This is a genomic window from Streptomyces sp. NPDC051214, from assembly GCF_040682375.1.
In the GTDB taxonomy this organism is placed as follows: Bacteria; Actinomycetota; Actinomycetes; order Streptomycetales; family Streptomycetaceae; genus Streptomyces.
Window position 1 is genome coordinate 401,543 of the sequence record NZ_JBFBAT010000007.1, and the last position, 13,364, is coordinate 414,906.

The 13,364-nt window shown below is 69.4% G+C and carries 13 protein-coding genes; 8 read left to right on the plus strand and 5 right to left on the minus strand.

The window, feature by feature from the left end; all coding sequences use genetic code 11:
* Window positions 1-89 precede the first annotated feature (89 nt).
* Together AB0M70_RS20855 and AB0M70_RS20860 are read left to right on the plus strand one after the other, a co-directional pair.
* Window positions 90-809: an SGNH/GDSL hydrolase family protein gene (locus AB0M70_RS20855; RefSeq protein WP_365821447.1), complete on the plus strand. Its 720-nt coding sequence runs from the start codon at window positions 90-92 to the stop codon at window positions 807-809.
* Window positions 810-891: 82 nt separating this feature from the next.
* The gene (locus AB0M70_RS20860; protein WP_365821448.1) at window positions 892-2,259 is read left to right on the plus strand and encodes a DUF418 domain-containing protein; all 1,368 of its coding nucleotides are present in this window, start codon (window positions 892-894) and stop codon (window positions 2,257-2,259) included.
* Here the strand turns inward: AB0M70_RS20860 and AB0M70_RS20865 are convergent.
* Entirely contained in the window at window positions 2,224-2,730 is a 507-nt protein-coding gene (locus AB0M70_RS20865; protein WP_365821449.1) for a carboxymuconolactone decarboxylase family protein, read from the minus strand. The genes AB0M70_RS20860 and AB0M70_RS20865 overlap by 36 nt on opposite strands.
* A 15-nt stretch (window positions 2,731-2,745) precedes the next feature.
* On the opposite strand from AB0M70_RS20865, the gene AB0M70_RS20870 reads away from it, so the two are divergent.
* The 3 genes from AB0M70_RS20870 (at window position 2,746) to AB0M70_RS20880 (ending at window position 5,138) form a co-directional block, all read left to right on the plus strand.
* Window positions 2,746-3,315, plus strand: a complete 570-nt coding sequence (locus AB0M70_RS20870; protein ID WP_365821450.1) for a MarR family winged helix-turn-helix transcriptional regulator — start codon at window positions 2,746-2,748, stop codon at window positions 3,313-3,315.
* Window positions 3,316-3,374: 59 nt separating this feature from the next.
* Window positions 3,375-4,367: an aldo/keto reductase gene (locus tag AB0M70_RS20875; protein ID WP_365821451.1), complete on the plus strand. Its 993-nt coding sequence runs from the start codon at window positions 3,375-3,377 to the stop codon at window positions 4,365-4,367.
* A 255-nt stretch (window positions 4,368-4,622) separates the two neighbouring features.
* On the plus strand, window positions 4,623-5,138 hold the full coding sequence (locus AB0M70_RS20880; protein WP_365821452.1) for a GNAT family N-acetyltransferase: 516 nt from the start codon (window positions 4,623-4,625) through the stop codon (window positions 5,136-5,138).
* Window positions 5,139-5,150: 12 nt separating this feature from the next.
* Here the strand turns inward: AB0M70_RS20880 and AB0M70_RS20885 are convergent, their stop codons facing one another.
* Together AB0M70_RS20885 and AB0M70_RS20890 are read right to left on the minus strand one after the other, a co-directional pair.
* On the minus strand, window positions 5,151-6,488 hold the full coding sequence (locus tag AB0M70_RS20885) for an MFS transporter (RefSeq protein WP_365821453.1): 1,338 nt from the start codon (window positions 6,486-6,488) through the stop codon (window positions 5,151-5,153).
* 75 nt (window positions 6,489-6,563) lie between these two features.
* Window positions 6,564-7,001, minus strand: a complete 438-nt coding sequence (locus tag AB0M70_RS20890; protein ID WP_249589249.1) for a MarR family transcriptional regulator — start codon at window positions 6,999-7,001, stop codon at window positions 6,564-6,566.
* Window positions 7,002-7,145: 144 nt separating this feature from the next.
* On the opposite strand from AB0M70_RS20890, the gene AB0M70_RS20895 reads away from it, so the two are divergent.
* Window positions 7,146-7,328 (plus strand): ribbon-helix-helix protein, CopG family, encoded by a 183-nt coding sequence (locus AB0M70_RS20895; RefSeq protein WP_363211910.1) that lies wholly within the window; start codon window positions 7,146-7,148, stop codon window positions 7,326-7,328.
* 35 nt (window positions 7,329-7,363) lie between these two features.
* On the opposite strand, the gene AB0M70_RS20900 is transcribed toward AB0M70_RS20895, so the two are convergent.
* Window positions 7,364-8,812, minus strand: a complete 1,449-nt coding sequence (locus AB0M70_RS20900; protein WP_365821454.1) for an NCS2 family permease — start codon at window positions 8,810-8,812, stop codon at window positions 7,364-7,366.
* 223 nt (window positions 8,813-9,035) lie between these two features.
* On the opposite strand from AB0M70_RS20900, the gene AB0M70_RS20905 reads away from it, so the two are divergent.
* Window positions 9,036-9,305, plus strand: coding sequence for a DUF2530 domain-containing protein (locus AB0M70_RS20905; protein ID WP_365821455.1), 270 nt, complete (start codon window positions 9,036-9,038; stop codon window positions 9,303-9,305).
* 133 nt (window positions 9,306-9,438) lie between these two features.
* Entirely contained in the window at window positions 9,439-11,841 is a 2,403-nt protein-coding gene (locus AB0M70_RS20910) for a cation-translocating P-type ATPase (protein ID WP_365821456.1), read from the plus strand.
* A gap of 29 nt (window positions 11,842-11,870) precedes the next feature.
* Here the strand turns inward: AB0M70_RS20910 and AB0M70_RS20915 are convergent, their stop codons facing one another.
* Window positions 11,871-12,707, minus strand: a complete 837-nt coding sequence (locus AB0M70_RS20915) for a calcium-binding protein (RefSeq protein ID WP_365821457.1) — start codon at window positions 12,705-12,707, stop codon at window positions 11,871-11,873.
* Window positions 12,708-13,364: the final 657 nt, after the last annotated feature.

Consider the following 13,364-nt stretch of genomic DNA (forward strand, 5'->3'; position numbering starts at 1 on the left):
AGGGACGGACGTTCGCCGGGTGTTGAGCCTCACATCGGGTGGCCGGCCTCACATCGCAGGCCGGGGCTTTGATCCGCGATGATGAGCGGATGCTCAGGTTCATGTTCGTCGGCGACTCCATGACGATCGGCAGCGCGGGGGAACACACCTGGCGCCACCGGATGTGGCAGCACCTGCGGTCCTCGCTCGGCGAGGAGGGTTTCGCGGTGGTGGGCCCGCGCGACGCGCTGCACGACAAGGTCTCCGGCGAACCGGTCTCGTACGCCTACGCCGGCAGCGACCCCGACTTCCCCCGCCACCACTTCGCGGGGTGGGGCGAGGGCTGGCTGCACATGGCGCCCCAGATAGCGGACGCGGTCCGGGAGGACCGCCCCGACGTCCTGCTCATCTCCCTCGGCCTGATCGACCTGGGCTTCTACACGAACGCGGAACAGACGGCGGAGAACGTACGCCGCTTCGTCTCGGCGGCGAGGTCGGCCAACCCGCGCATCCGCCTCGTCCTGCTCCCGGTCATCCCGAACATCCGGGCCAGGACGGACGCGCCGTTCGCGGCGGAGGTGTTCCGCTTCAACGTGCTCCTCGCGAAGGCGGCAGCGGACCTCGACACGGGCACCTCCCCACTGCTCCTGGCCTCGACGCCGCCGTCGTACGACATCGACCACGACACGTACGACGGCACGCACCCGAACGCGAGCGGCGAACACAAGCTGGCGGCGGCTTTCGCGGACGCCATGCACCAGGCGTGGGGCCTGGGCACACCGTACGGGCCGACGCATCCAGCACCCGCCGAACTTTCGACCACCGCCTGAAACAGGGGTCGTATCCCTTCGGCTGCCGGGGCTGGACGAAAGGCTGATGTCCGGGCAGGATTCGTCTTTCTAGCGTGCCGGTATGACGGTCGAGAGCACTGATGACGCCCCGCCACGGTCCGAAGCGCACGCGCCCCGCCCCGCGGCCGTGCCCCCCGGGGAGCGGGCACTCGCGCCCGACCTCGCGCGGGGGCTGATGCTGCTGTTCATCGTGCTCTCCAACACCGCGTTCCATCTGACGGCGGCCCGGCACGGGCCTTCCGGGTGGCAGCCGGTGGACGGCGGATGGGCCGATCACGCCGTGCAGTTCAGCATGATCACCGCCCTCGACCTGCGCGTCTATCCGCTCTTCGCGTTCCTCTTCGGGTACGGGATGATGCAGCTCTTCCTGCGCCAGAAGGCCGCGGGGACCTCCGAACGGGACGCCGTACGGCTGCTGCGAAGGCGCAGTCTCTGTCTGGTCGTCATCGGTCTGCTGCACGCCACCCTGCTGATGGGCGGGGACATCGTCGGCTTCTACGGGCTGATCAGTCTCGTCCTCGGCTGGCTCTTCCTGCGGCGCGGTGACCGCGCGCTGACCTGGTGGATCTGGGTCGCCGCCGCGCAGTACGTGCTGCTCGCCGCGCAGCCGGTCGTCGAGGCGGCCCTGTCCGGCGAGTTGGGATCCCTGGGCGACGCGGGCGCGGAGCCGGGGGCCGAGGCGTACGGCGCGGGTGAGGCGAACTGGCTGACGGCTGCGGGCACCCGCTTCTCGACCGGCCTGTTCGTCACCTTCGCCGCGGCCCCGCTGTCACTGGTGGGTGGCGCCTACCTCATCTTCCTGCTCGGCTTCTGGGCCGCCAGGAAGCGCGTGCTGGAGGAACCCGCGCGCCACCTGCCCCTGTTGCGCCGGACCGCCGTGATCGGCATCGCGGTGGGGTGGCTGGGTGCGCTGCCCTCGGCACTCGCCCACGTCGGGGTGATCACCGTGCCGGACGACGCCCAGAGCGAGAGCGGGGCGCTGACCGTGCTGCGGGACGTCACGGGGAACGCGGCCGGGCTCGGGTACGTGGCGGTCGTGGCGCTGTTCGTGGCGTGGTGGACCAGGCGCGGGTCCCGCCGCGCGGGGAGGAAGGCGGGTGCGGCCGTCGTCGCCTCGACCGCCGTCACCGCCGTCTCCGCCGTCGGGAAGCGCTCGCTCTCCTGCTACCTCGCCCACTCCCTGCTCTTCGCCCCGGTCCTCGCCGCGTGGGGCCTCGGCCTCGGCGAGCATCTGACGAGCGCGACCATGGCGTTGTTCGCGGTGGGCGTGTGGCTGCTGACGGTCGCGGGGGCGTTCGCGATGGAGCGGGCGGGGCTGCGGGGGCCGGTGGAGGTGGCGCTGCGGTGGGTGATGTACCGGCCGCGCTCCCCCGGAAAGCCGGGGGAAGCCCCGTCACGTGGCCCGCGTCAGCCGGTTCGCCAGGGTTGACATCGTGTACGTGCCGATGCCGAGGACGACTTCGAGGGCGTTGCGCTTCGTGTAGCCGTGGGCGAGGAATGCCTTGAGGTCGTCGTCCCCCACGCCTCCCGCGGTCGCAAGCACCTCCAGGGTGAACTGCCGTACCGCCTCCAGGCGTTCGTCGGTCAGCGCCTTCCCCTCACGCAGCGCGGCGATCAGCTCCGTGTCCGCGCCGAGCTTGCGCAGCTTGCCCGTGTGCATGGTCACGCAGATGTGGCAGTCGTTGCGCACGGCGACGGTCATGACGACGACTTCCCGCGCCACCGGCTCCAGCGTCGACCCCTCGAAGGACGCGCTCAACTCCAGGAAGCCGTTGAGCAGTTCGGGCGACTCGGCGAGCCGCGCCACCGCGTTCGGCGTCTTCCCGAAGGCGGTGGCGGTGCGCTCGATCGCGGCGCGGGACGCGGCCGGTGCGGTTTCCGCGGTGTGCTCGGTGAACAAGAGGTACCCCCTACGATGGACAACGTGGTTGACGATAAGAAGGTAAACCAGGTTGTCGATTCCGGCAAGGGCCTTTCGGCGGACGGCGACGACAGCGACGGGCGCGGCGCAGGCGACGACAGCGACGGGCGTGGCTTCGAGCTGCCGCTGCTCCTCTTCGCCGGGTTCCGCACCCTGATCGACCGCCTGCACTCCGAGCTGGCCCGCCAGGGCCACCCGGACGTACGCCCCGCCCACGGCTTCGCGATGCAGGCGATCGGCGTACGGGGCGCGAGCGCCAGCGAGGTGGGCCGGCGGCTCGGCGTCTCCAAGCAGGCCGCGGGCAAGACCGTCGACCGCCTCATCACCCTGGGCTACGCGGAACGCACCGACGACCCCGCCGACGCCCGCCGCAAGCTCGTCCGCCTCACCCCGCACGGCATCGACGCACTGCGCCGCTCGGCGGCGATCTTCGACGCGCTGCACGCGGAGTGGGCCGGTCAGCTCGGCGCGGGGCGCCTGCGCACGCTCCAGGACGACCTGCGCACGGTCGTGCCGCCGGACGCGTTCCGCCTCGACGCGGCGGGCTGGCTCGGCGGTTCGTGATCCCCCGCGGGGCGCGCACCCTTGCATAGAGCGCACTCCAAGTCGTTGGCTTGGCACCCATGAAGTACACGCAGCTGGGACGCACAGGACTCAAGGTCAGTCGACTCGTGCTCGGGACCATGAACTTCGGGCCACTGACCAACGAGCCCGACAGCCACACGATCATGGACGCCGCGCTCGACGCGGGCATCAACTACTTCGACACCGCCAATGTCTACGGGTGGGACGAGAACAAGGGCCGCACCGAGGAGATCCTCGGCACGTGGTTCACGCAGGGCGGCGACCGACGGGACAAGACCGTCCTCGCCACCAAGATGTACGGGAACATGGCCCTGGACGGAAAGCCCGCGTGGCCCAACCACGACCTGCTCTCCGCGGTCAACATCCGCCGGTCGGTGGAGGCCTCCCTCAAGCGCCTGCAGACCGACTACATCGACATCTACCAGTTCCACCACATCGACCGCCGCACTCCGTTCGAGGAGATCTGGCAGGCGATCGATACCCTCATCACCCAGGGCAAAATCCTCTACGCGGGTTCATCGAACTTCCCCGGATACAAGATCGCCCAGGCCAACGAGATCGCCGCGCGCCGCGGCAGCTACGGCCTCGTCAGCGAGCAGTGCCTCTACAACCTCGCCGAGCGCAGCGCCGAGATGGAGGTGATCCCGGCCGCCCAGGACTACGGCCTCGGCGTCATCCCCTGGTCGCCGCTGCACAGCGGGCTGCTCGGCGGCGTCCTGAAGAAGGAGGGCGAGGGCAAGCGGCGTACCGGCGGACGCGCCGCCCAGGATCTGGCGAAGCCCGAGGTGCGCGCGCAGGTCCAGGCGTATGAGGACCTGCTCGACAAGCACGGCCTCGCGCCGGGTGAGGTGGCGCTCGCCTGGCTGCTCACCCGGCCCGGCATCACCGGGCCGATCGTCGGGCCGCGTACGTCGGAGCAGCTCACCAGCGCACTGCGCGCCGTCGAGCTGGAACTCCCGGCCGAGCTGCTCGACTCCCTGGACGAGATCTTCCCGGGGCCGGGGCCCTCGCCGGAGTCCTTCGCCTGGTGATCAGCGACTGATCGGCGACTGATCAGCGGGTGATCAGCGGGTGATCAGGGCGTGCGTGCGGCCGCGGTCATCGCCTCACTGGCCGACCGCGGCCGCCACCGCCACGACGACGAACATCAGCACGAGCACACCGGCCATGATCCGGTTCCTGGTTTTCGGGTCCACGTGGTCGAGGTTAACCGGCCCCGGCCAACGGCCGTCGACCGACCACCTCCCCAGTTTCGGGAAGGGGCGGGGTGGGGGAGAGAAAGCCGCATGGACAGCCACAGCCACATAGCCATCCGGCCCGCCGGTCCCGACGACATCCCCACCGTTCTCGCCCTGTTCGACGAGGCCGTCGCCTGGCTGGTCTCGCAGGGGCGTACCGGGCAGTGGGGCGACAAGCCCTGGTCGGCCAATCCGAAGACCATCGCTCTGGTCGAGAAGTACGTGACCACCGGCTCCCCCTGGATCGCGGAGATCGGTGGACTGCCGGTCGGCACGCTCACGCTGACCGACGGCCCGGGGTCGTACATCGACCCGGTGGACGAGCCGGAGCGCTACATCCATCTGCTGGCCTCCCGGCACGGGACAGGGGCGGGAGCCGCCCTCCTGGCGCACGCGGCAGAGGAAACCCGGAGACAGGGGGTCTCCCTGCTCCGGGTCGACTGCTACGCGGGCGGCGACGGCAAGCTCGTCGCGTTCTACGAGCGCAACGGCTTCACGCGGACCGAGTCCTTCGTCGAGCAGGACGGCACCTGGCCGGGCCAGATCCTGGCCCGGCGGGTCTGACCGGGCAGCCGCTCACGCCGCCGTCGCCAGCTCCCGCGGCACGAACTGCACGTGCTGCTGCCCGCGCCGCAGATCCACCTTGAGCCGCAGGTTCGCGGCGCGGGCCAGCATCAGGCCGACCCCGACCGCGGCCACGGCGCAGATGACGCCGCCGGCGGCCATGCTCACGCGCACCCCGTACGCGTCGGCGAGCCAGCCGAAGAGCGGGCCGCCGAGCGGCGTGCCGCCGGTGAAGACCATCATGAAGAGGGACATGACGCGGCCCCGCATCTCGGGGTCGGTGGCCATCTGGACCGAGGAGTTGGCGGTGACGTTCACCGTCAGGCCCAGGATGCCGATGGGCACGATCAGTGCGACGAACATCCAGAGCTCGGGCGCGAACGCGGCCACGATCTGCAGCACGCCGAAGGCGATCGCGGCCCCGGCGAGCAGCCTCAGGCGTGAGGTCCCGCGGCGGGCGGCGAGCAGCGCGCCCGCGAGGGAGCCGATCGCCATCAGGGTGTTGAACAGGCCGTACATCCCCACGCCGCCGTGGAAGATGTCGTCCGCGAAGGCGCTCAGCCAGATCGGGAAGTTGAACCCGAAGGTGCCGACGAAGCCGACGAGGACGATCGGCCAGATCAGCTCGGGGTGCTTGGAGACGTAGTTCAGGCCCTCCCTCAGCTGCCCCTTGCCGCGCGGCTTGCGCGGGGTGGGGTGCAGCTCGCGGGTGCGCATCAGCATCAGGCCGGTGAGCGGCGCGAGGAAGGACAGGCCGTTGGCGAGGAACGCCCAGCCGGGTCCGACGGCGGCGGTGAGACCACTCGCCACGGCGGGGCCGATGAGGCGGGCGGACTGGAAGTTCGCCGAGTTCAGCGAGACGGCGTTGCGGACCTGGTCGGGTCCCACCATCTCGGACACGAAGGACTGCCGGGTCGGGTTGTCGACGACCGTGACGAGGCCCGTGAAGAAGGCCGCGAGGTAGACGTGCCAGACCTGGACGTTGCCGCTCAGGGTGAGCGCCGCCAGGAACAGGCCGCTGATGCTCATCGCGCCCTGGGTGCAGAAGAGCAGCTTCCGCTTGGCGAAGCGGTCGGCGATGACACCGCCGTAGAGGCCGAACAGGAGCATCGGCAGGAACTGCATCGCGGTGGTGATGCCGACCGCGGCCGAGGAGCCTGTGAGGCTCAGGACCAGCCAGTCCTGGGTGATGCGCGCCATCCACGTGCCGGTGTTGGAGACAACGGCGCCGGAGGCGAAGAGCCGGTAGTTGCGGATCTTCAGCGAGCTGAACATCGACTGCTTGGCGGCAGGGGTCTTGTCGAGGGTGGTTGGTGCGGGGGCGGAGTCTGCTCCGGATCCCGTACTCAAAGTGCGTTCGCCTCCTTGGCGTCGTACTGGTGGTACTGGTCGTGCTGGTCTCGTGCTGGTCGTGCTGCCCGCTGCTTACAAGTGCGCGAGCTTCTCCAGGACGGGGGCGGCGGCGCGCAGTCGCGCCCACTCGTCCTCGTCGAGGTGCTCGGCCAGGCCGGCCAGCCAGGCGTTCCGCTTGCGGCGGCTCTCCTCGAGCATGGCCTCGGCCGTCTCCGTCTGGGTCACCACCTTCTGGCGGCGGTCCTCCGGGTGCGGCTCGAGCCGGACGAGACCCTTGGCTTCGAGCAGCGCGACGATGCGGGTCATCGACGGCGGCTGCACGTGTTCCTTGCGGGCCAGCTCACCGGGGGTGGCGTGGCCGCAGCGGGCGAGGGTGCCGAGCACCGACATCTCGGTGGGGCTCAGCGACTCGTCGACCCGCTGGTGCTTGAGTCGACGGGACAGGCGCATCACGGCGGAGCGCAGGGAGTTCACGGCGGCGGCGTCGTCACCATGGGAGAGGTCCGGCATGTTCGTTAGAGTAACTCATTACTCTAGCTAAAGACCACCTGGTTTCCCGCGACAAGGGTCACGGAACCCTTTCGTCACCCATATGAGTGAGGTGGCCGCGGAAAGTGAGACGCGGCCCGCGGAACGGCGGGGACCCTGGCACGCATGGGATCGACAGTGCTCAGCCTGCGAATAGACGGTGAGCTGCTCGACCGGCTCAAGCAGCACGCCGCCAAGAGGGGAATGAGCGTCCAGGACTACGTGGTCGGGACGCTCATCCGTGGTGACTTCGACGAGCGCTTCCAGAGCGCCGTCGAGGAGACGGAAAAGTTCTACGGGGCGGCCTGATGGCCGCCCCGTAGGCATTCACGCGATACGCGCCCTTACGTGAGGCCGAGCGCCGGCATCAGGTAGTAGAAGGCGAAGACGGCCGACACGATGTACATCGCGGCCGGCACCTCGCGGCCGCGGCCCGAGGCCAGACGCAGCGCGGTGAAACTGATGAAACCGATGCCGATGCCGTTCGTGATCGAGTACGTGAACGGCATCATCACCATCGTCAGGAACGCCGGGATCGCGATGGTGAAGTCCGCCCAGTCGATCTGGCCGATCGAGCCGGACAGGATCAGGAAGCCGACCGCGAGCAGCGCGGGCGTGGCCGCCTGCGACGGGACCATCGTCGCGATGGGCGTGAGGAACAGCGCCACGGTGAAGAGACCGCCGGTGACGATGTTGGCGAAGCCCGTACGCGCGCCCTCGCCGACGCCCGCCGTGGACTCCACGAAGCAGGTGGTGGCCGAGGAGGACGAGGCGCCGCCCGCGGCGACCGCGATGCCGTCGACGAACAGGACCTTGTTCATGCCCGGCATGTTGCCGTTGGCGTCGGTCAGCTTGGCCTCGTCGCCGACGCCCATGATCGTGCCCATGGCGTCGAAGAAGCACGACAGGAGCACGGTGAAGACGAAGAGGATGCCGGTGAGCAGTCCGACCTTCTCGAAGCCGCCGAACAGGCTGACCTGACCGACCAGGCCGAAGTCCGGGGTCGCGACGGGGTTGCCGGGCCACTCGGGCGTCGTCAGGCCCCAGGAGGGCACCTTCGCGACCGCGTTGATGACCATCGCGACGATGGTCATGACGACGATGCTGATGAGGATCGCGCCCGGCACCTTGCGCACGATCAGGCAGAGGGTGAGCAGCGCGCCGAGCACGAAGACGAGCACGGGCCAGCCGTTGAGGTGCCCGTCGCCGCCCAGCTGCAGCGGGACCGTGGTGTGCGCGGCGTCCGGGATGCGCGAGACGAAGCCGGAGTCGACGAGGCCGATCAGCATGATGAAGAGGCCGATGCCGATCGCGATGCCCTTGCGCAGACCGAGCGGCACGGCGCTCATCACGCGCTCCCGCAGTCCGGTCGCCACGAGCAGCATCACGACGAAGCCCGCGAGGACGACCATGCCCATCGCGTCGGGCCACGACATGCGGGGCGCGAGCTGGAGGGCGACCACGGTGTTCACGCCGAGACCGGCGGCGAGCGCGATCGGGACGTTGCCGATGACGCCCATGAGCAGCGTGGTGAAGGCGGCCACCACGGCGGTCGCGGTCACCAGCTGGCCGTTGTCGAGCTGGTGCCCGTACATGTCCTTCGCGCTGCCCAGGATGATCGGGTTCAGCACGATGATGTAGGCCATCGCGAAGAAGGTGGCGAAGCCGCCTCGGACCTCACGGACGAGGGTGGAACCCCGCTCGGTGATCTTGAAGAAGCCGTCGATGCCACCCTGCGGGGGCTTCGGCGGCTCTTTGCTGGCGTCGACCGGGGTGGTGGCCGAGGAAGGCATGCGGGACCTCGTGGACTCAGAGAAACGCAGAGAAAGGGGGAAGATCGTCAAGTGGTGGGCAATGATCGATTTGTTTGTTCTTACGAAAACAACCAGCCATTAACGAGCGGTTTCAGTATGAATACATGAAGGGGAATTCGCTATCTCCGCGCGTAGACCCTTGTGCCGCCAGGGCGGACCGACCCCCGCGGGAGCCCGCCCCGACTGCTCGTAAGCTAGGCGCATGGAGAAGTGGACCCCCAAGCACGAGGCGCCCGAGCCCCTGGAGGGCCCCGTCGTCGCCACCATCACGGGCGGCACGATCCTCTGGTTCGTCCTCTTCCTGGTGCAGCTGCCGTTCTACGGCTGGTTCGACGACCACGACGCCACCTGGTGGGTGTGGACCTGCCTGGCCGGAGCGGGCCTCGGCCTGATCGGCATCTGGTACGTGCGGGGCCGCGACGCGGCGATCAAGCGGGACGCGGCACGCAAGGCGGCCCCCGCCGCCGAGTAGTCCGTTCGTCGCGCGGCCGCCCGCGCGACCACGGGACTGCGGTACGACCACGGGACGGTCCGTCTCCTACCGTGGTCGGATCTTTGGGCCACTCAAGGGGTGAAGCCCACGCCCCGCCCGTACCGTCGATGCCATGACGCATATCGACGCGGGCGCCGAGCTCGACCCGGTCCACCCGGTGGCACCGCCCACCGGACGCGCGACGGGTCTGACCGCCGCCGAGGTCGCCGAGCGGGTCGCACGCGGCGAGGTGAACGACGTACCCATCCGCAGCTCCCGGTCCACCACCGAGATCATCCGGGCGAACGTCTTCACGCGCTTCAACGCGATCATCGGCGTGCTCTGGGTGATCATGCTCTTCGTCGCGCCGATCCAGGACTCCCTCTTCGGGTTCGTGATCATTGCCAACACGGGCATCGGCATCATCCAGGAGCTGCGCGCCAAGAAGACCCTGGACGGACTCGCGGTCATCGGCGAGGCCAAACCCACCGTGCGGCGCGACGGCACGGCGGCCGAGATCTCCACCTCCGAGATCGTCCTCGGCGACCTGGTGGAACTGGGGCCGGGGGACAAGATCGTCGTGGACGGCGAGGCGGTCGAGACCGAGAGCCTCGAGGTCGACGAGTCCCTCCTGACCGGTGAGGCCGACCCGGTCATCAAGAAGCCCGGCGACAAGATGATGTCGGGCTCCTTCGTGGTCGCGGGCGGCGGCGCGTTCACCGCCACGAAGGTCGGCCGCGAGGCGTACGCGGCGCAGCTCGCCGAGGAGGCCAGCCGCTTCACGCTCGTCCACTCCGAGCTGCGCACGGGCATCTCCACGATCCTCAAGTACGTGACGTGGCTGATGGTCCCGACCTCGATCGGCCTCATCATCAGCCAGCTCGTCGTCAAGGACGACAACTTCAAGGAGTCCGTCGCCTACACCGTGGGCGGCATCGTCCCCATGATCCCCGAGGGGCTCGTGCTCCTCACGTCGGTCGCCTTCGCGATCGGCGTCATCCGGCTCGGCCGCAAGCAGTGCCTCGTGCAGGAACTCCCCGCGATCGAGGGCCTGGCCCGCGTCGACACGGTCTGCCTCGACAAGACCGGCACCCTCACCGAGGGCGGCATGGACGTCACCGAGCTGCGCCCGCTGGGCGACACGGACGAGGCGTACGTACGAAAGGTGCTCGGCGCCCTGGGGGAATCCGACCCGCGGCCCAACGCCTCGCTCCAGGCGATCATCGACGCCTACCCCGACAGCGAGGAGTGGCGCTGCACCGAGTCGCTGCCCTTCTCCTCGGCCCGCAAGTACAGCGGCGCCTCCTTCAGCGAGGGCGACGGCGGCGACTCGACGTGGCTGCTCGGCGCCCCGGACGTGCTGCTGCCCGACGGTGACCCGTCCCTCGCCGAGATCGAGGACCTCAACCAGCAGGGCCTGCGCGTACTGCTCCTGGCCCGCGCCGCCGGTGAACTGGACGACCCGGACGTGGCCGAGGGGGCCCGCGCGACCGCCCTGGTCGTCCTGGAGCAGCGGCTGCGCCCGGACGCCGCCGACACCCTGCGGTATTTCGAGGAGCAGGACGTCAGCGCGAAGGTCATCTCGGGCGACAACGCGGTCTCCGTGGGCGCGGTCGCCGGGAAGCTGAGCCTGCCGGGCGCCGAGAACACCGTGGACGCCCGCAAACTCCCCACTGACCAGGGCGAGATGGCCGAGGCCCTGGACGCCAACTCCGTCTTCGGCCGGGTCACCCCGCAGCAGAAGCGCGACATGGTGGGCGCTCTGCAGTCACGCGGCCACACGGTCGCGATGACGGGCGACGGCGTGAACGACGTCCTGGCCCTCAAGGACGCCGACATCGGCGTCTCCATGGGCTCGGGCTCCGAGGCGACGCGGGCGGTCGCCCAGATCGTGCTCCTGAACAACAGCTTCGCGACGCTGCCCTCGGTGGTCGCGGAGGGCCGCCGGGTCATCGGCAACATCACGCGGGTGGCGACGCTGTTCCTGGTGAAGACGGTCTACTCGGTCGTCATCGCACTCCTGGTGGTCTGCTCGCAGGTGGAGTACCTGTTCCTGCCCCGCCACCTCACCCTCCTCTCCACCCTGACGATCGGCGTCCCGGCCTTCTTCCTGGCCCTGGCGCCCAACAAGGAGCGGGCCAAGCCCCACTTCGTACGAAGGGTCATGCGGTACGCGATCCCGGGCGGGGTCGTCGCGGGCGTGGCGACGTTCTGCACGTACCTCCTCGCCCGGAGCCACTACTCGGGCGCGGGAGCGCGGGAAGCCGAGACCAGCGCGGCCACGCTGGCGCTGTTCCTGATCGCCATGTGGGTCCTCGCGATCATCGCCCGCCCCTACACATGGTGGCGGCTCGGCCTGATCGGCACGATGGGTCTCGGCTTCCTGCTGGTGCTCACCGTTCCGTGGCTCCAGGACTTCTTCCAGCTGAAGCTGGTCGGCACGACGATGCCGTGGGCAGCGGTCGCGGTCGCGGCGGTGGCCTCACTGATCATCGAGGTCATCTTCCGCTGGGTCGGCCGCCGCTTTCCGGCGTAGGTACGCGCGTGGGAACCAGCGTGTGAGAACTAGTTGACGTCGACGAAGTCGCCGGTCGACGTCACGGCCGGGGTCGTGGACGTACCGGCGAAGACGTAACGGAAGTAGCCGTCCGCGGAGGCCTTCACGGTCGTCTTCAGGTTGCCCTTGGAGTCGGACGTGATGGTCTTCAGGGTGGAGTAGGAGGTCGCACCCTTCTTCTTGTACTGAAGCTTCACCGGCTGGCTGGTGTAGCCCGCGTACTTGGAGGTCTCCCAGTTGGCGCGGGTGAGGGCGCCGGTGACGGTGAGGGTCTTGCCCTTCTTGACGGGCTCGGGGGAGGCGTTGGTGGTGAGGCGGGCGTTGCGCTGCATACGGGCGTCCGAAGCGAGCTCGTCCTTGGCCACGTAGTCACCGTCGTCGCCGTACGCGCTGGCCGAGACCTTCCACTTGCCGGCCAGGGTGTTGCTCCAGAGGTCGACCTTCGGGTCGACCACGACGGTGGACGTGCACGTGGACGTGGTGGCGTTCACGACCTTGCAGTCGGCCATGAGCTCGTCCGGGAAGATGAGACCGTCGATGTCGGCCTCGACGTCCGTGCCGTGCCACAGGAAAGCACTGCCGGCGATGATCCCCGAGGGGTCGGTCGCGGTCACGGCGATGGTGACCTTCTTCTTCTCGGTGGTACCGAGCACGATGTCCTTGCCGCCGTTGACGGTGACCTTCGTGATCTTGGTGTCGCCGACGACCTCGTCGAGCGGCATGTCGGCGGCGAAGGGCGCGAACTTCGGGGCGTTCGGCTCATCGGCCGCCTGAGCGGCGGGCACGACGAGAGCGGACAGAGCCAGGGTGCCGGTCAGTACGGCCACGGTGGCACGGATGCGCATGTGTTTCCCCAGGTGGGAAGGGGCTCCGCGGTGCGTGGGGGCTGTCACGCGGGGCCCGGTGATCTAGGAGTCTGTTGACTCGCAAGATCAGACCCACGAGTTGCCGGTCTGGTTGTACGAGAAGTGAAGATTTAGTGACCGAGATCTGGACTACAACCTTCCGCCCCCGAAGGGACACGAGGAACGGCGCGCCCTCACGCACCCGCGGACAACGACGAACCGGAGGTGCCTGAGGGGCGCGAGGAACGGCGCGATCAGCCCCCACGCACCCGCGGACAACGACGAACCGGAGGTGCCTGAGGGGCGCGAGGAACTGCGCGATCAACCACGACGAACTCGCACCCGACAACGAACCGACGCCCCCCCAAGGGGCGCGGGGAACTGCGCAACCAGCCCCCACGCACCCGCGGACAACGACGAACCGCCGGTCCCTAAGGGGCGCGGGGAACTGCGCGATCAGCCACAAGCCACCCGCGGGCAGCGACGAACCGCCGGTCCCCAAGGGGCGCGAGGAACGGCGCGACCAGCCACAAGCCACCCGCGGGCAGCGACGAACCGCCGGTCCCCAAGGGGCGCGAGGAACGGCGCGACCAGCCACGACCCACCCGCGGGCAGCGACGAACCGCCGGTCCCCAAGGGGCGCGAGGAACGGCGCGA

Bases quoted from the DNA above. Each gene is read 5' to 3' on its own strand.
- AB0M70_RS20860 (WP_365821448.1), top strand. From the start codon at position 892: ATGACGGTCGAGAGCACTGATGACGCCCCGCCACGGTCCGAAGCGCAC.
- AB0M70_RS20900 (WP_365821454.1), bottom strand. From the start codon at position 8,812: ATGCCTTCCTCGGCCACCACCCCGGTCGACGCCAGCAAAGAGCCGCCG.
- AB0M70_RS20870 (WP_365821450.1), top strand. From the start codon at position 2,746: ATGGACAACGTGGTTGACGATAAGAAGGTAAACCAGGTTGTCGATTCC.
- AB0M70_RS20890 (WP_249589249.1), bottom strand. From the start codon at position 7,001: ATGCCGGACCTCTCCCATGGTGACGACGCCGCCGCCGTGAACTCCCTG.
- AB0M70_RS20895 (WP_363211910.1), top strand. From the start codon at position 7,146: ATGGGATCGACAGTGCTCAGCCTGCGAATAGACGGTGAGCTGCTCGAC.
- AB0M70_RS20880 (WP_365821452.1), top strand. From the start codon at position 4,623: ATGGACAGCCACAGCCACATAGCCATCCGGCCCGCCGGTCCCGACGAC.
- AB0M70_RS20915 (WP_365821457.1), bottom strand. From the start codon at position 12,707: ATGCGCATCCGTGCCACCGTGGCCGTACTGACCGGCACCCTGGCTCTG.
- AB0M70_RS20875 (WP_365821451.1), top strand. From the start codon at position 3,375: ATGAAGTACACGCAGCTGGGACGCACAGGACTCAAGGTCAGTCGACTC.
- AB0M70_RS20905 (WP_365821455.1), top strand. From the start codon at position 9,036: ATGGAGAAGTGGACCCCCAAGCACGAGGCGCCCGAGCCCCTGGAGGGC.
- AB0M70_RS20910 (WP_365821456.1), top strand. From the start codon at position 9,439: ATGACGCATATCGACGCGGGCGCCGAGCTCGACCCGGTCCACCCGGTG.
- AB0M70_RS20855 (WP_365821447.1), top strand. From the start codon at position 90: ATGCTCAGGTTCATGTTCGTCGGCGACTCCATGACGATCGGCAGCGCG.